Annotated in this window: 14 protein-coding genes; 6 read left to right on the top strand and 8 right to left on the bottom strand. The window is 38.6% G+C overall.

Going from position 1 to position 17,622, the window contains the following annotated elements; translation table 11 throughout:
• Positions 1-54 precede the first annotated feature (54 nt).
• Together MSBR3_RS03905 and MSBR3_RS03900 are read right to left on the bottom strand one after the other, a co-directional pair.
• A complete protein-coding gene (locus tag MSBR3_RS03905; RefSeq protein WP_230627761.1) occupies positions 55-1,671 on the bottom strand; it encodes a vWA domain-containing protein in 1,617 nt (538 codons plus the stop codon).
• Between the two features lie 302 nt (positions 1,672-1,973).
• Positions 1,974-3,440: an AAA family ATPase gene (locus MSBR3_RS03900; RefSeq protein WP_230628008.1), complete on the bottom strand. Its 1,467-nt coding sequence runs from the start codon at positions 3,438-3,440 to the stop codon at positions 1,974-1,976.
• A 563-nt stretch (positions 3,441-4,003) separates the two neighbouring features.
• Between MSBR3_RS03900 and MSBR3_RS03895 the strand changes: the two genes are divergently transcribed.
• A complete protein-coding gene (locus MSBR3_RS03895) occupies positions 4,004-4,459 on the top strand; it encodes a MarR family winged helix-turn-helix transcriptional regulator (protein ID WP_048106570.1) in 456 nt (151 codons plus the stop codon).
• A 36-nt stretch (positions 4,460-4,495) separates the two neighbouring features.
• A complete protein-coding gene (locus MSBR3_RS03890) occupies positions 4,496-4,855 on the top strand; it encodes a TrmB family transcriptional regulator (RefSeq protein WP_048106568.1) in 360 nt (119 codons plus the stop codon).
• A 490-nt stretch (positions 4,856-5,345) separates the two neighbouring features.
• Here the strand turns inward: MSBR3_RS03890 and MSBR3_RS03885 are convergent, their stop codons facing one another.
• From MSBR3_RS03885 to MSBR3_RS03870, 4 genes are all read right to left on the bottom strand, one after another.
• Complete coding sequence (locus tag MSBR3_RS03885) at positions 5,346-5,780, bottom strand: response regulator (protein WP_048106567.1); 435 nt, start codon at positions 5,778-5,780, stop codon at positions 5,346-5,348.
• Between the two features lie 767 nt (positions 5,781-6,547).
• Positions 6,548-6,961: a response regulator gene (locus MSBR3_RS03880; RefSeq protein WP_196297002.1), complete on the bottom strand. Its 414-nt coding sequence runs from the start codon at positions 6,959-6,961 to the stop codon at positions 6,548-6,550.
• 56 nt (positions 6,962-7,017) lie between these two features.
• The gene (locus MSBR3_RS03875) at positions 7,018-9,618 is read right to left on the bottom strand and encodes a histidine kinase dimerization/phosphoacceptor domain -containing protein (protein ID WP_048106565.1); all 2,601 of its coding nucleotides are present in this window, start codon (positions 9,616-9,618) and stop codon (positions 7,018-7,020) included.
• Between the two features lie 159 nt (positions 9,619-9,777).
• Positions 9,778-10,563: a helix-turn-helix transcriptional regulator gene (locus MSBR3_RS03870; protein WP_048106563.1), complete on the bottom strand. Its 786-nt coding sequence runs from the start codon at positions 10,561-10,563 to the stop codon at positions 9,778-9,780.
• Positions 10,564-11,717: 1,154 nt separating this feature from the next.
• Between MSBR3_RS03870 and MSBR3_RS03860 the strand changes: the two genes are divergently transcribed.
• The 3 genes from MSBR3_RS03860 to MSBR3_RS03850 all read left to right on the top strand — a co-directional run bounded on the left by MSBR3_RS03860 (position 11,718) and on the right by MSBR3_RS03850 (position 14,213).
• Positions 11,718-12,233, top strand: coding sequence for a DUF421 domain-containing protein (locus MSBR3_RS03860; protein ID WP_048106559.1), 516 nt, complete (start codon positions 11,718-11,720; stop codon positions 12,231-12,233).
• Positions 12,234-12,661: 428 nt separating this feature from the next.
• Positions 12,662-13,036 (top strand): hypothetical protein, encoded by a 375-nt coding sequence (locus MSBR3_RS03855; RefSeq protein ID WP_230627759.1) that lies wholly within the window; start codon positions 12,662-12,664, stop codon positions 13,034-13,036.
• Between the two features lie 904 nt (positions 13,037-13,940).
• Positions 13,941-14,213: a DUF1294 domain-containing protein gene (locus MSBR3_RS03850; protein ID WP_048106558.1), complete on the top strand. Its 273-nt coding sequence runs from the start codon at positions 13,941-13,943 to the stop codon at positions 14,211-14,213.
• A gap of 483 nt (positions 14,214-14,696) precedes the next feature.
• Here MSBR3_RS03850 and MSBR3_RS03845 read toward each other — a convergent pair whose 3' ends face one another.
• A complete protein-coding gene (locus MSBR3_RS03845) occupies positions 14,697-14,981 on the bottom strand; it encodes a ferritin family protein (protein ID WP_048106557.1) in 285 nt (94 codons plus the stop codon).
• A gap of 231 nt (positions 14,982-15,212) precedes the next feature.
• Positions 15,213-16,358 carry a PQQ-dependent sugar dehydrogenase gene (locus MSBR3_RS03840; RefSeq protein ID WP_048110001.1) on the bottom strand — a complete coding sequence of 382 codons (1,146 nt, stop codon included), beginning with the start codon at positions 16,356-16,358 and terminating at the stop codon, positions 15,213-15,215.
• A gap of 388 nt (positions 16,359-16,746) precedes the next feature.
• Here MSBR3_RS03840 and MSBR3_RS03835 point away from each other — a divergent pair, with 388 nt between their 5' ends.
• Positions 16,747-17,445, top strand: a complete 699-nt coding sequence (locus tag MSBR3_RS03835; protein WP_230627757.1) for a LolA family protein — start codon at positions 16,747-16,749, stop codon at positions 17,443-17,445.
• The last annotated feature ends 177 nt before the right edge of the window (positions 17,446-17,622 follow it).

Raw genomic sequence — 17,622 nt, 5'->3', positions numbered from 1 at the left:
AATTAACCTTTCCTTAATAACATTTTTTAATTAACCTTTTTTTAATAACGTTTTTTAATTTCCGGCTTCATTAGAAGCTGGGATTTTCTGTTCCGTGTGTTCGATTAGCCTTACAAACCCACCGCTGTCCTCAGAATCCGTTTCAATTTCTACAAAATAAGTATAATCCGAGATTTCAGACAGCCCACCTGCTCCACTGCTGCCTACGATCAGCGAGTATACTTTTGCGTTATACTTCTTTTTTGCTTCTTCCCAGCGGGCCAGTACAAGTTCGTCAGAGACTTCGGATTTGCCATCGGTTATGAAGAGCAGGTCTGCACCCTGAAAATCTTTTTCTTTTAGGGACTTAAGGCCTGAGGCAAGGGCAGTATTGAAGTCCGTTCCTCCGCCAAAGGTGTATAGCAGGAAATTCAGGAACTTTTCGGACATTTTTTTCCTGCTGCTAAGTTCGATTTCCAGATGCTGACTTGTTGAGGCAAAAAGGATAACTTTTATGTCCCTCTGCTGGAAAAGCATCCGTTTTGCCATAGCCAGCACAGCAGACTTAGCTAAAGTTTGGGGAGCTCCGTGCATAGATCCGGAGGTGTCTACAAGTACAATCATCGAGCCTCTTGGCTTTATGTGAGGAGGGCCTGTGTAATGTTTTCCAAGGAGCTGGTAACTCAGGAGTTTTCCCTCAAGCATATCCGCATAGAATTTCTTTTTCAGGGAAGGGTTCAGGAGTTTTGCAGCTTCCATGGGAAGCAGGTTATTGATAGAATCGGAAAAGCGCACGCTCTGGATCTTGTTTTTCCCGAAAGGTGAAAGGCGTATACGGTCCGATGGAGGGTCAAATTCCCGCCTGCCTATAAAATCCACAATTTTTCTCAGGTCAGGGCTTTTTTCAAAGAAAGCCGAATAATTTTTAAGCATTTTAAGCTGCACATAGAAAGGTTCTTTTTTAAGCTCTTTTACGGAATAGCTCCAGTTTCGCTGGGGAAAAAGCAAAGCAAGGGTATCGAAAAGCTCAAGATTTTCTTCCATTTCCGAAATGAACTCGCTAATACTCTGGTATAGTCCTTCCAGAATTCTTTCCAGCAAGTCCTGGTACCCTTCCTTCTGCATGAATTCCAGGACAGCGTTGACAAGGGCAGATCCTCCGAAATTTTCTATGGCCTGGGTATTTCTGCCTGAAAACTCAGCAGATCCCGGGTTTCCCCAAATAAGGAGAGTCTCTTTCAGAATTTCTTCAAATTGCTTCAGGATTTCATTCATTCCTGTATCGAGCTCTTTAAGATACTCTGCACCTGAAATACTGGCTGATTCTGAAAAGCGTTCAAGGATCTCATAAATAAGAGGTAGAAGAATTTTCAAGCCTGCAATTCCGGCTCCCTTGCTTTTTTTTGCAATTTTTCGGAGTTTAGGCCAGGGTTTTGAGTTTCTCAGGGTAAGAAGGATTGGGTAAAAAGCTCCGAAAGTCTCAATAAATCTTTCAGGATCCTTTATCTCATAAGGCTGGTCAAAGAGAATCTCAAGGGTTATGATTTCGGCTATTTTTTCTCGCATTGGGCGAGGGATCGTTCGAGGAAAAGCTACTGTACTCCTGAGGGCTCGTTCCAGGACGGCAGCAGTCTGAGTCTGGAGCAAAAACGAATCCTGTAAGCCTTTATTCCTTGGGACTTTACTTTCCAAAAAGGAGTAAGTTCCGGAAAAGGCTGCACCTGGATCATCTTGGAAATCCTTAGAACTTTTAATATCAAACCCTCAATTAAGTTATCTGATTTAATATTTCCTTGTTTGAAATTTCCTTGTTTAAAATTTTCCTGTTGAAACTTCATCTTTTAAAATTTTCCTGTGAAACTTCATCTTTTTAATTATGTGACCTTGAATTACCTTTTTTGAAGCTACTGTTTAAAGCTACCTTGTTTGAACCTACCTGATTTGGAGCTACTTCTTTTAGAACACCAAGTTTAAAACTATCTGATCTGGCTTCTTTATCTGAGCTTAAACCGGGAGCCAATTCCTTTCATAAAACTGTTGACACTGCTGCCCGAATCGGGTACGGAAATTTTTTCCATCTCCTTTTTTCCTGCTTCTCTTGCAGGTTGGAATGCAGGCTGTGGTTCAGGTTTTGCCTGTCTGCTCTGAATTCCAAGCATTGACCGGCTTTTTGAGATAAGGTCATTGAGCTCGGAAAACTCGGTACTTCGGGTATCGTGAAGGAGCAGAGCTTCATTTTTATCAAGCGTTGAGAGCCAGACATTTTCATTCATCATATTTTTTAGAAGTTCTCTTTCAGCTTCAAGCCTGTATTTTACCCATTCCATACGATCGGCCAGGGCTTTCAATTCGGTTTCAAAAACTTCTTTCTGGGCCTGAGACAGTGTGTTCGCTTTTTCAGCCTCTTCCTGAAGAGAATCAATTTCTTTCACAAGATTGTCATAAGGATAGATCTTTGAAGGCCCTTCGGCTTTAAGAGTATAGCTATGATTTGGGTGGGACATATGGTGAGTTTCGATTTCCTGCCTCAGTCGGAATTCTTCTCCGCAGCTGTCACAGATGATCTTTACAGGAAGTTCGTTTTTCAGGGCAATGCTTACCGCAGCCTGGAGGTCTTCGGCTTCCCGGCGCAGTTTTTCCGTACTGATGCCGCCTGAGACTGTGAACTCAAAGACGGCTTTCCTTATTGTTTCCCGCTCTTCGGGCAGGTTCCAGAGCATATGCTGGAGCAGGAGTACCATTGTCCTGTCCACGGTCGGGCGTTCGCTGCTGCAAGCTGCAACCTTTAAAACCTGAACGACTTTTTTCCAGCGGCGGTCCGAGATTTCAATTTCCTGCAGTTGAAGACTCTTTCGAAGCTCAGTTACTATGGTTTCAACATCAGAGTCAACAGGCAGATCTTTTGCACGTGCTCGAAGCTCGTATATTTCGGAGACCCTGAGACTTGCAGCAGGTTCGAATTCGTCAGAGCTACTGAAAACGAGGTTGCGGAAATTTTCCTCATCCTGAATGTAGGCGAGCCTGTACCTGAACAAAAAACGGTCATAAAGGGCCTCAAGGCTCTCGTTTTCATCAGGAAACTCATTGGATGCCCCAAAAACCGAAAGCAGAGGCACATCTACAAGCTCTCTGCCGTTATGGTACTTGTGCTCATTGAGGATTGTCAGGAGGCTATTCAGGATCGCACTGCTTGCCTTAAAAATTTCGTCCAGCAAAGCAATATGAGCAGTCGGGAGGCAGCCATCGATTTTCCGACGGAATTCGTCTTCTTCCAGAGCTTTTAAGGAAAGTGGACCAAAGAGCTCTTCAGGGGTGGAAAAACTTGTCAGGAGATAATTGAAGAAGTTCCCACCTTCAATTGACTGGCAGATATTTTTCGCAAGCTGGGTTTTTGCCGTTCCAGGCGGCCCGAGGAAAAGGAGGTTTTCCCCGGACAGCACAGCAAGGAGAGAACCGTTGATTTCGGCTTCTCGCTCTTTAAAATAGGCCGTAAATGCGGATTTGATCTCAAGAAGTTTCTCTTTCAGGAACAGACCTCCAGGTAAAGAATAATAGTAACAGATCAGGATAAAATCAATTTGCAGCCAGGTTTTAAGTCTTTAGTCTGATTCTATTTTAAACCTTTCAATTCTATCTGCTTTCTGATAAATTGGTTTCTGCTTTCCGAGAAACTGGTTTTTGGAACTATAACTACTTATTTTATCTTTTAAGGAGTTTTTGAATCTTTTTCTTCTAATTGACTTTTCTTTAACGAGTTTTTTGAGTTAAAAGGAAAAGAGAACTAGATTTTTGTTACTTAAACAAAAGTAATCAGTTTTTGCGTCTTATGATTTTTTATGTACAAGTTAACCGTGAAGCTTAAATATGTTAAGGGTATTGTTGATTTATCAACTATTGACTTTTCAATAATATGAAATTTAATAATTGAAAAATCAATATTCTATAGCTAATTATATTTGGCAGTTACTCTCTAAGAAATTGTTTTTGATTGCAAAATCAGGTATAAAGAGGAACAGTGAAAAAAATGGGTGAAGCAACGCTGAAAAAAATAATTCTTCTTATGATGGAAAGGGATGCTCTTGACAGTTATATTTTTGAGCAGACTTTTCAGAAGAAGATTACTAGCAAATTTAAGAACCTTAGCAAAAATCAGCCCGTTGTAATCAAGATTATAGGCATGGAAGGTGAAATCATGCCTTCAACTATAGGAAAATACACAGGTATGGATAAAAGCAGCCTCACTCGAATGGTTGATGATCTGGAGAAAAAAGGGTTTGTATTTCGAAAAACTGACCCTGAAGACCGAAGGAAAGTGCTTGTTTCGCTGACTGAGAAAGGACTGGAATGTTATAATTACTCTAATCAGGTCGTAGATGAGCTGCTTAAGCTTGTAGATGAGAAGGATATAGAGGACTATGTTCAGAGTCTCGAGACGATGGTGAGGATTTTAAGAAAAGCAGTCAGTCAACAAATTAAATAAATCTAATCAAAAAATGGATGAAAGGAGGAGGAAAAAGTGACTCGTAAAATTATAGAAAATCTTCAAAAGCTGGGTTTTACCGGAAACGAAGCTAAAATCTACGCAGTACTTGTCTGCCTTAAGCAAGCGCGAGCCAGTGAAATCGCAGAAAATTCCGGAGTCCCCAGATCCAAAGTTTATGGAACGCTCAGAGGAATGGAGAAGAAAGGATATGTCCAGATAATAGAGGGTGAACCAACTCTTTTTTGCTGCGTAGAGCCCGAAGAGCTCATTTTCAGGATAAGGACGGACTTTATGCTTTCTCTAATCGAGACTGCAAATGAACTTAGCGCTTTAAGTCCTGCAACTAACGGTTTTTCTGTAGGAAGTTTTCGCAAATTAAAAGTACGTGTCTAAGAAATTGAAGCCGAGAAAAGAGTGAGATTTTAAAAACTATTTGGTATAACAGGTATTATTTAATTAACCTGCTTTTTAATTCTTATAGCTCTACTTTATCCTGGGTTTGTAATAAGACTTTTTACAATGTCTTTGTGTTCTGATAGGACATCTTATTCTGAAAATAATTCCTCTTTGAAGCTTTTTCCTTTTGTCCTTCTTTCATACCCAAATGATCTAATTATGTTCTGAAGCCTCAATTGATGAATTTTACTTCAGTTAGTGAATTTTAACTCCAATTGATGAGTTTCACTTCAACTGGTAAATTTCACTTCAATTAGTGATTTCACTTCAGTTGATGAATTTTACTTCAACTGGAATATTATATCTAATCCTTACAAGTATTGATTTAATTTCAAGTTATCAAATCTCTTGAAGTTTGTAATTTTACAGAAATATTGACACAGTATCTGAAGTTTACTTTGAGCCTTCGATATCGGGTTAATGTAAATCAGGCCTGAGTCTTTCTAAATTGTTTTGAAGCTTTCGCCAGTTTTTTCATATCCTTTTTCTCTATCCCACATTGCACAAGAACAATATCAATACCCTTTTTCAGATCCATTTCATCGAAAGGTTTCACAATACATCCAGATCCCATATTCCAGATCTGTTCAAGGAGTTCACGGTTTGAGCAAGCAGTTAGGTAAACAACTGGAATACCAAACCGGCTAATTATTTCCTTTGATGCTTCTATACCATTCAGTTTACCTTTTAACATAATATCCATAAGCACAAGGTCAGGTCTGGTACTTTCGGCTTTGCTAATGGCCTCTTCTCCAGAAGAAATTATATCCGTAACAGTATATCCAAGATTCTTTAGCATTACCCTTATGCCCATTGCAACAATATGTTCATCCTCAACAACCAGAATTCTTCCTTCTACCATTTACTTGTTACACCTTTATTCAGCCTCGGAGAGCTGGGTTTGAAAAAGATTCCCTGTCCTTTTCAGGACTAAGTTCTTCCAATCTATCAATGGAATTACAAGCTGGAGCAGAAGCACTTGAACATATTTGACCTCTAAGTTATGGAAGAAATTCTAAATTTCAATAGCTTTCAATTACAATAGCTTTCAATTTCAATAGCTTTCAATTTCAATAGCTTTCAGTTTTAATAGCTTTCAGTTTTAATAGCCTTCGATTCGGTAATTTCTTCCAAATCCAAGTTAGAAAGGCAGGCTTCTCTATTACTTCCTTGTACTGAACCCTATATAAATCAAGATATATAACCCACGCCGTATGGCGTTTACAAAAGAATAGGAACTTTAAGTTGACCCTGTCCATGGCAAAGGGGAGGAACTTTGTCCAGGTGTAAGGGATATTTTAATCAAATTAAAAATTTCAATTGTACTGTCAGCAAAAGTTGTAAAAGAAATGAGAAAAAACACCGAAATAATAGGAGGGCTCCTTTGCCTATAAGAAAAAGAAGTAAATTTGGCGGTTCGAAAGATTTCAGGATTTCTTGAGAATCTCGCGAAAACAATTTTCTGCCTGGTGGGCCAAAGTTTTTCCCAAGCCTTTTCCTGAGCCTTCCAATTTTCTTACTCCTTTACTGTTGACAACCAGAATTATTCTGCATTCTGTTATTACTTTATCAGAAATCTCTTCATTCTGCTTCCCATGAGTTATTTCATTCTTCCCTTTCTCATTTGAATTATTCCGTTTTTTCTTTTTCCTTCCTGTGCTTGTGCAGAGCTACCTCAATGCTGCTGTGCAGATCTTTCTCATCAAAAGGTTTTACGATATAACCGAAAGGTTCAGTTTTCTTAGCTCTTTCGAGAATCTTACTATCGGAATAAGCAGTCAGGTAAACAACCGGGACATCAAACTTTTCCCTGATTTCCTTTGCAGCTTCTACGCCGTCCATATCACCTTTTAACATGATATCCATAAGCACGACATCAGGGAAAGTGCTCTCGGCTTTGCTAATAGCATCTTTTCCAGACGAGGCTACACCTGTAACCGTGTACCCTAAATTTTTTAACATTTTCTTTATTCCCATTGCAACGATATGCTCGTCCTCAACGACCAGAATTCTGCCTTCCGCCTTTTTTATTTCTTCTGCCATTATCCTGCCTTCCGCCATTGTCACACATTTATTTAGAATTTATCTCCTTTTAGAATTTATCTCCTGAAAAAGCTAATTTCAAAACCTGTTCCCCTGCTTCGGTCAAGTCTAATATTCCCTTCAATCTGATCCACAAGCGTTGTCACTAGCTGTAGGCCTAGGGAAGTTGTGTTCCGGAAGTCCAGGTTCTCAGGGAATCCCTTTCCGTTATCTCTAACTATAAGGGTTAACTTTTCTTCTTTATTCTCTGTTATGCCGTTAAGGCCATTTCGTTCATAATTCTGTTGCCTGGCCTTTATGTTTCCAGAATTTTCAGAGATCAGGTTTTTTTCCTGCAAAGTAGGGTTTTCTATACTTCTGTGCAGCTCGATATAAATCTCTCCTTCTTTCTCTCCGGCAAAAGCATGTTTCAGGGAATTCGAGACCAGCTCATTGACAATTATTCCCAGAGGAACAGCCGTGTCCATTCCCAGAAAGACCTTTTCAACATCCAGCTTCAAGCTCACTTTCCTGCTATCCAGAGAGTAGGACTGGAAGAGATAATCTACAAGATTCTTAATATAATCCGCAAAGTCCACACTTACCATATCCTCAGACTGGTAAAGTTTTTCGTGTACAAGAGCCATTGACTTAACCCTGTGCTGACTGTCCCTGAAAGCCTCGACCACATTCCTGTCCGTAAAATTCCCGGACTCAAGATATAAAAGCATGGAAATCACCTGCAAATTATTCTTGATGCGGTGATGGATTTCTTTTTTACGAATCTCCTCCATCTTGAGAAGAGCGTCCTCGGCTTTTTTATGCTCGGTTATGTCCATAATAATACCCTGAAGATGAACCTCACCGTCCTCAGTTTGCTGGATAACCGTCCTTTCATCAACCCAGCGAGCCTCCCCGGATTTTGTGAGAATCCGATATTCTGAGGTATAGTCCGTGCAGCCGGCCTCAACGTTCATCTTAAGTTCGGCAGCCATCTCTTCCAGGTCTTCGGGATGCACAATATCCCCATAAAGAAGCTTGTTCGAGGTAAAATCCTCAACCTCATAACCCAATCTGGTAATATTCTCCGAAACAAACTCTGCAGGCCACATGGACTCATACTTCCATAAAAATACAATCACAGGACTTGTATTGATAACTCTTTCCAGATCTTCCTTTAGCTTGTTGGAACACTCGAGTTCTTTTGCATAGTCCATAAGGGCTTTTTGTGTCTCTATACGCTGGGTTGTAATAGTATCAAGAGCCTGTCGCGTCTCTTCGATCCCATCCGTAAGCAGCTTGAAATCCCCCTTTCCGTGGATATTGATGGGTCGCTTAAAGTTATTCTGCTGGAATGCGGTAAGGACTGCGTTTGAATCATCGATAATACTGTTCAATGTTTCGGAGAATTTATCAAGTGTATTTCCGAGTTCTCTGAACTCTCCCTGTACATCCACATTGACCCTTTCTTTTAATTCTCCTTCTGCGAGAGCATTGGTCACTCTTATACTCTCTCTTACTGGAACAATTACAGCTTTAAGGATTTCATTTAGGCCCATAGGGATTTCCCTGAAGTCTCTTTCCACTTCCGTGTCTGCCCTGACATCAAGCTTTCCGTTAACTGCGTCCTGGGCGATACTCTTGAAATCCTGGACAATTTCATCTATCGGTTTTGTGATAGAAAGAGCAATCATATAAGCAAGAGCAGCCATAAAGAGAATTGAAATCGCAGAAATAATCAACAGCTTGTTTCGAAGATCAATAACACCTGCAAGCATTTCTTCTTTCGGAATTACAAGCACAAAAGCAAGATTGCCGGTTCGTACAGGCTCGTAGAACATTACAACAGGTTTGCCTGTAGTCGAGTCACTAACCTCAATATACCCTGCGGTTCCGTTTTTTATGTCGCCTGCAGCTCTAGCTATTTCTTTTGACTTAAAGTCGTAGAGTGTCTTTTTTCCTATCCACTCCTTGTGCGTAGGGTAAGAGAGCAGAACGCCTGTGTTACTTACCATGAAGGCATATCCAGTATCAAAAGCCTTGATCTTACTCACTACTTCATCCATATATTTCAGAGGGACATCCGCTCCCGCTATTCCTACGAACTTTCCGTCCTTGAAAATAGGAGAAACATGACTAATCATGAATATGCCTTCATAAAAGTAAGGCTCTGTTAAGACTGTTTCTTCTTTGACTTTGGGTAGCTGGTAATAATCAGAAGAATCATATCGAAGAAGCGGCTCTACTGTGACATTACCTTCGATCTTGTTACAATAAGGAACAAACCTGCCTGTTGCATCGTGTCCTGAAGCGTTAATGTATTCTGCATCCCTGCCATCAAAAGCGTCTGGCTCGTATCCCACATAAACCCCAATTAGGCTTGGATTTTTTTTAAGGATATTATCAAGGATGCCGATTACTTCAGTCCTGTTGGAAGCTTCATAATTTTCCATTGTAAGGGCAATCGTATTTGCAACTGCGCTGTTAGCTTTCATATCGGTGTTAAACTGGTTTGCATAACTACTTGCCATTTCGATTGATTTCTGGTAAGCCAGTTTTTCTTCCTGGGAAGTGACCGTACTTATAATCACAGCTGTAGAAACTGCAAGGACAAGAAAAACCCCGACAACGATATAGATAACTAGCTTTGATTTCAGGGGGAAATTTTTAAATCTCATAGTCAAAACTCCAGCCAGTTATAAATGAGAGGTAGGAGGCTTATTTCTGTCCTGGCTGTAAAGGTCAGGAAAACTTCAGATATCGATTACTTCTTGAAACGCTTCAGATATCGATTACTTCTTGAAACGCTTCAGATATCGATTACTTCTTGAAACGCTTCAGATATCGATTACTTCTTGAGACAACTCATTATAGTATATGAAAAGCTCCCTGCCCCAGCGAAGAGCACTTGCATCGAAACTCATTACTTTCCTGTGGTCGTATTTTCCCTGCTTGTTGAAGAGACAGATATACACGAATTTTTCAGTAACGGCAATTGTCGGAAGGTACAGTTTTTCCTCGCAGACTTTTACCACCGTGTTCTCGGAATTGAGTAGGATTTCCAACTCATCCCTGCAGTCATCTTTTAGCCTATTAAGTACGGCTTTCGTGAGCACGATTTTCATCTCAGCTCCGCTTTTTGCAAGCCTGGAATAAAGTGACGGATAAAGAGGATGATAATAAGAAAGCGAACTCATGATGCATTTAGACTTTATAAGATTTTCAGTAAATTCCCTCGGAAGGTCAAACAGGTGGTTAAGATCAGGTTCGATTACCATGCATTCGCCCATTTCTCCAAGCCGCATAAACTGTTCATTGGGTATGACACTTGTGTCCCGGCTTGTCCAATATTCCCTGTTTTCCTCCAGGACCTCAAGTGTGTTCAAAAGAGGAAGCATATTTCCTACGATAAGTTTTCCAATCTCCGAAAGCACATAAGTGCCATCTTTCTGGAGGACTAGGCCCTGTTTTTTAAGGATTTTAATCTGGGGCATCATCGCCTTTGAGGTTACGTTGAGAGAAGTTTTTACTTGTTCAATGTCCCTGGGACCTTCCATAAGCAAGAGAAGGAGATTTTTTCTTTTTTCAGAAAGCCAGATAGTGTCACACAAAGATGAGCTCATTGTTAATCTAGATTTATAGAAAGTACTTTTATTAAAAGATTATGTTACAATTTGATATATTCTAAAATTTTAATTTTGAAAAGGTCCTGAAGGGGTTTATGAGTCTTGATAAACTCGGTTGAAAATTTTAACGCCATTAAAAAATCACTTTATTTTAGAACCTGCGTATAGCCCTTTCTTTTGCCTGAAACTTCTGCAAGAGCTACACGGTTCTGGTTATATATTATTGAACCTATTAATAAATCACTTACCAGTAAACAGATCCAGCAAAAGGACATTGCCTGAAAAACAATAGATACTTATGAACACAAGTGACAATTAAAAATGGCAAGAAAAACAGAATAGATGGCCACTCAATAGTCAAAGATGGTAAGAAAAACGAGATAGTGTGACCACTAAATAATTTAAAATGGCAAGAAAAACGGGATAAAGTGGTCACTAAAAAATAATAAAAATAGGAAAACAGAAACGGCATTAAAAACGGCAATAAAAAGAGATAAAAATAACGCATGAAAAACGGATTACAAAAGTACAAGCACTAAAAGAGCTAGAATTTGTTGCATCTTTTTGGGAATAAACTACAGAGTACTGCGGGACTCATGCCGGGTATATGTATAAATCTGGTTGAAACTCACGCGACCTCTGAAAAACTAAAAAAGAAAATTTCAGGCTTATTACTGGAATTTTCTTTATTTCAAATTCCAGCAAATGCATTAAAAATATCCAGAGCTATGGTATGTGGGAATACCATAGCTTTTGGATACCTCCACAACCGGACTTTTCAAGATATTAAAAAAAATTCAGTGATTCAGACGTTTTCTTCCTGGTCTCTTTAAGCTCTTTAATATCCTAGTTTTTCTTCATCTGGTCAATTTTTTCAGCTTCCTTTTGGTTTTTTTGTGCTCTATGGTTTTATCTTTACCTTCTTAATTTTTTAGTTTAACCTACTTTCTTACTCTTTTTAGTTTTTATCTTTATCTTCTTAGTCTCTTTAGTTTTCTTCTTGAGCTTTTTAACCTTTTACACACTTGAAGTAACAAAACAGATGCAGAAGCTTGTAAAATCTATTTATCTCAGTAAATCTATATTATTCATGGGAGCAAGTCATTTTAATTACCTTCGAAAACTTACTCATTTTTAAGGAGATTACAATAGTGGGCTTGTTATTCAATAGCTGGAGCGATCTAGGAAGGGTTTTAGTCCTTGGGGTACTGGGATATATTTCACTTGTGCTTTTGTTAAGAGTTTCCGGAAATCGTACACTTTCTAAACTGAATGCCTTTGATTTTATAGTTACAGTTGCACTTGGGTCTACTTTTGGATCATTTATTCTGAATAAAGAGATTTCACTCGTTGAAGGAGTGACGGGTTTTATAGTCCTTATAGGTATGCAGCATGTAGTTTCCTGGCTAACCATAAGGTCAACAACTATCAAGAGAATAGTAAAAAGCGAGCCATCTCTTTTATACTACAATCAAGAATATCTTGTAGACTCGATGAAACGCTCCAGAATCGTCAAATCTGAAATTGAGCAGTCCGTAAGGAACCAGGGATATGCCACCCTGGAAAACGTGGAAGCTGTTGTCCTTGAGACTGATGGCAGCTTATCAATTATAAGCAAATCGGAAAAAGAGAAGAAGAAACTTGATATTGTTGGACTAAAAGTTTAAAGTCTATTTAAAGTCTATGTTAAAGTTCAAATCATTTTTAGAAATTGTTTTTACACTGGAAAACACAGGTTAAAGCGACGTCAATAGCTGTCATTCCTGAGATCGAACGGGAAATATAGGGTAATTTGTTTGTAATGTAGTGATAATTTACCACACTTTAGAGCCTCTTCTACATAAGTGTCTTCAAGTATTTCAAGTGTTTTCAATTGCTTTCAAGTGTTTTCAAGTGTTTTCAATTGCTTTCAAATATTTTCAAGCTTTTCTGTTTATAATTTTGAAGAATTTCATGTTCGTTTTTGAAGACGTCTACTTCAAAAAATGCTGCATCTAAAGATATATATAAATTGATATATTTATAAAAATTGTGTTATCTATTATTATTCAAAACAATGGGTGAATAACGGGGGTTTGAATTCTTCTTATCTACAGTGTTTCATCTCAAAAGTAAAGGAGGTCAGAATCTGGATAAACAAACTGTTAAATATGCCGTTAGAAGGTTCAGTAATTTAATTGAGAGAAATAAAGAACATCGAGCTTATTCAGATTTTAAAGAAGGGATTAATAAAGGTCTAGACATAGCAAAATTTACTTTTGAAGACCATGTAGAGAAATTTGATTTATCCAGTTTGGAAGATAATCAGACCAAAAAAACACAGAATTTACAGAACGAGTTTAACTCACTTATAGATACACTTGATATAAGAAAGAAACCAAACTGTTCAGAAGAGCATTTAGAAGGAATATATAAAGGATTTGAGAAATCCAAGTTATTGTTTGAAGAGTTTATAAAGGAACTTGTGTAATCTGACTACTTAGTCATACTGACTACTTAGTCAATATTCATTTGTATTCGGTTAAGGAATCCGGTAACGTTAAAGTGACTACTGTAATTATCGAGCTATCTCGATTTACATTTATAGGCTTACAGACAATAGCAACGAAAATAACACATTTCCTATAGATCGTATCTTAACCGAATACAAGTGAGTCAATATTGAACTATTTACTTTGAGATTCTTAACCTGAAAGTGTTATTTCCTAAAGGTTATTTTGTATGAGCCTATTTTAAAACCTTGAGTTTTGAGCAATCATTATAATTTTTAATATGAAAATAGTATGATAGATTTGGGAATGAAATTGGTTTTGGGATGTGCTCTATAATTAGTTTAAAATACTAATTGGAGGATAATTATATAGAGTAGAGAATCGTACTTGAAGCTACAAGTCAAAACCTCTCTACTTTCTGTCTAAGGTCAACCTCCATGTACAGCCGCTGATTCCTAATCTCAAGTTAATTTATAGATAAAAATTAACTGCACTGATGCATGCAGTTAGAGATTCAGCGGCTTTAATTTCCTTCTCTACTATTTTCTTTTCGTTTTAGCCTATGTTATGCAGTTTATTGTAAGAGCCTATCCCAAAAGCAATACTATGTTGAAATTATAAATTTACCTTGGCTCTTCGCTGTTTTATATGGGTTGAAAATAATTATTCAGTTACAAAGTAATCAGACAAAAAGAGAAACATCAAGCTTGAATGTTGTTTTCAACCACAAATGTTTCTATATTACACAATGTTACTTTGATGTTTAAGAGATAGATCTAATTACCCACTCTAAACAGCGAAGAGCCATATTTATCTTCCTCAAATGAGTATAATCGAGTAAAATTCACAGCTTTTAATTATCATTAGGGAGAATTCTTTCCCATGACAGAGACTATGTATCTTCTTTTTCCTATTATTTATGCGCTTATTAATGCAGTTTCTTATGCCCTTTACGGAATTGATAAATTCAAGGCAAAAAAGGATAAATGGAGAATTTCAGAACAGAGCCTGTTAATCGTTTCTCTCTTAGGACCAATCGGTGCGCTCCTCGGAATGCAGCAGTTCAGGCACAAGACCCAGAAGCCGATCTTCAAATTTCTAGTGCCTGCGTTTGTAGGAATTCACATCCTGTTAGTGCTCTGGATCAATCTCTAAGCCGAAGAAACTCAGTTTTAGGCTTAAAGTACAAGAACGATCTAAACGAGTATAGGAGAGAACAAAACAGGCACTTGAAGAAGAAAAAGTAAGCCTTAGAGAGAAGGTAAGCTTTAAAATGCATGTACAGACTAACATTATTTTTATTTTTTTATAAAACGCATTTTAGAGTCTCTCTAAAAATCGCCATTAAGGGAGTTGGGAACTGTGCAAGTTCACTTCTATAAGGGGGTCGAATATTACGGAAAAACCGTATCCTGATAATGAAACGTATCTTATGACTGAAGAATTCATTACCGGTAACCCTAGTTAAGGTATAGTTTATAGAATAATCTCAGAGAACCTGAAAACAAAATTAAATTTGAGATTTGGTTTCTCTGGAAACTTTCAGAGAAACTCGAAGCTTGAAGGAACTATCGGGAATTGATTCGGAGATACGTCTGTTTGAATTTTGGAGAAGCGTTTTGGACTTTGGAGACACATTTATTTGGATGATATCTCTTCCGCATCTTTAGCGCCAGTCTCAAGTTCCTCTTTGTGTTGAGGGTCAAACTGAAGTAACAGGGCCTGAAACTCTCCGATATGTGTTTTTTCCTCTTTTGCCACATCCATAAGTACAGCTTTTATATTCTCGTTTTTTGTTAAGTTTGCCATCTGTTCATAAAGGTTTACGGCATCAAGCTCGGCAACGATTGCAGCTCTGAGGATTTCTTTATCGATGTCTCCATCAGATACGTTTTTAATATCTACAGGTATCTTGGATAACAAGTTATTCCTCCTTCTTATTTATATGCAGGTATAAAGATAAATATGTTTACTGGATTACGTTTACCAGATTACGTTTGCCAGATTACGTTTACCGGATTACGCTTCCCGGATACGTTTACTAGATTACGTTTACCAGATTACGTTTACCAGATTACGTTTACCAGATTACGTTTACCAGATTACGTTTACCTAATTACGCTTACCATACAATGAACTAGATTTATTGTAAGATCAACTGTAGCTGATCCTGTAAATCGCATTATTCTTGTCATCGGAAACAAGCAGAGCTCCGTCAGGCATTACAAGGACATCCACAGGTCTTCCCCAGGCTGCAAGTCCCTGAAGCCAGCCGTCAGCAAAAGGCTCATAACTTACAGGTTTTCCATTTTCCAACCTGACAAGAGAGACACGATATCCAATTGGGATTTTTCGGTTCCAGGAGCCATGTTCGGCAATAAAGATCTGGTTTCTGTACTCTTCAGGAAACATTGTACCGTTGTAAAAGGTCATTCCAAGGGCAGCCACATGAGGGCCAAGTTTCATTTCTGGAGGTGTGAATTCCGAGCAGTTCCTGAGGTTCCCGAATTCAGGGTCCGGAATATCTCCCCCGTGGCAATAAGGAAAACCAAAATGCATTCCCTGGACAGGCGCCCTGTTAAGTTCATCAGGAGGCACATCATCTCCAAGCCAGTCCCTTCCGTTGTCAGTAAACCATAACTCTTCGGTCCTTGGATTCCAGTCAAACCCGACAGTGTTCCTGACACCCTTTGAAAAAATCTCAAGCTGGCTTCCGTCGGGTTCCATTCTCATGATTGTTCCGTACCTCTCGTCTTCTCCTTCCTTATTACAGATATTGCACGGCATTCCGACAGGCACATACAGCTTTCCGTCAGGCCCGAATTTTATGTATTTCCAACCGTGAGCACGGTCGGATGGGAAATTATCATTCACCACAACAGGTTCAGGCGGATCTTCAAGCCGGGCTTCGATGTCATCATAGCGGATCACCCTGGAAACCTCAGCAACATATAGAGAGCCATTCCTGAACGCTACCCCGTTTGGCATATCCAGTCCCTCAGCAAGTACAAGCACCTTGTCGGCTTTGCTGTCGTTGTTTAGGTCAAGAACAGCATAAACTTTTCCGGCATCCCGGCTTCCGACAAAAAGTGTGCCGTTCGGGCTAAGGGCCATTGACCTCGCACCCTCGACATTCTCGGTATAATAATCAACTGAAAAACCGGGTGGAAGCTTGATACAGTCAATTCCGGTCCCGTTTTCTCCGCAACCATTAACTGGTATGGTTCTGAGAGCCGCATAAGCTACAAAAATAAGTGCAATGACTGCAAAAAAACCAATTATTACTTTTATTCCTTTCATTTCCCCACCATATTGCTTCAAATAGATTAACGCATCAGAGGCTTCCAGTTTCATTAGATAGGATAACTATCGTTTTTCTCTGAGCAGGTTGCCTCATAAATCTCTGTTTAAAACTTTCCTTAAGTCCCCCAATTTAAAACTGGAAAGTACAGTGTTGAAGTGATTTTCTTAGTATACTCCTTAATTATATAGTCTCCAGCTTTATTAAAATATCTCAGGATCAATAAGGAAATACTTATATTGTTTTTTGCCGTACTGTTTAAAATATATCAAAATTTTCCTTTATTTTGACAGAAATTTAAGGACTTGAATGCAAAAATTATGTAATCGTAGTTTTCAAGAAAAAATTGGCTTTGGAGTTTTTTGAAATAAGATAAGAAAAGTGGTAATGATGAATAATGTGAAAATAAAGAAAATTATCAAGTCAATGCTCCTATTCATTTTCATAGATCTGGCTGTTTTTGCTTCAGGCTGCACGGAAAAAAACCTGACTGCCGAAGATATTGCAACCCAGATGCTGGAGAAACAGGACAGCATTCAGGATTATTCGTATACAATGCACTCTACTTACTATGCCGGGGAAAAGACCATAGAAACCGAATTTAAAACCATATACAAGAAACCTCATATGATTAAGAACTTTATACAGGAACCCGGGAAGGAGGAAGAGACACTTGTACTTTCAGATGGAGAGTTCCGGTGGACCTATACTCCCGGTACAAATACAGTAACGAAAACAAAGCTTCCCAAAACTCCTGAACTAACTAAAAGTGACTATATGACTCTCATAGGAATTAGCCTTAATGATAGTAATGTCTCTTTACTGGGAGTTGAGGAAATTAACAACAGGGAAACTTACCTGCTGAAAGCAAGTCCTAAAGAAACAGTAGAAAGCGCTGCACAATACTACGCGAAAGTCTGGGTAGATAAAGAAACATGGATGCCTCTTAAGTACGAGATGTATGACAATAGTGGAAACCGAACAGCAAAAACCGAAATATGGGATCTTAAAGTTAACTCAGGGATTCCTGACTCAGAATTTGTTTTCAATATTCCTGAGGGTGCCGAAATAAAAACAACGAGTTAAAACAACTGGATAAAACAACTGGATAAAACAACTGGATAAAACAACTGGATAAAACAACTGGATAAAACAACTGGATAAAACAACTGGATAAAACAACTGGATAAAACAACTGGATAAAACAACTGGATAAAGCAACTGGATAAAACAACAGTTTTAAAACAATATAGGTTAAGACAA

The organism is Methanosarcina barkeri 3 (assembly GCF_000970305.1).
GTDB classification, from domain to species: domain Archaea; phylum Halobacteriota; class Methanosarcinia; order Methanosarcinales; family Methanosarcinaceae; genus Methanosarcina; species Methanosarcina barkeri_A.
Note: the sequence above shows the minus strand (reverse complement) of the source record. Positions and strands in the feature narration are given on the sequence as shown.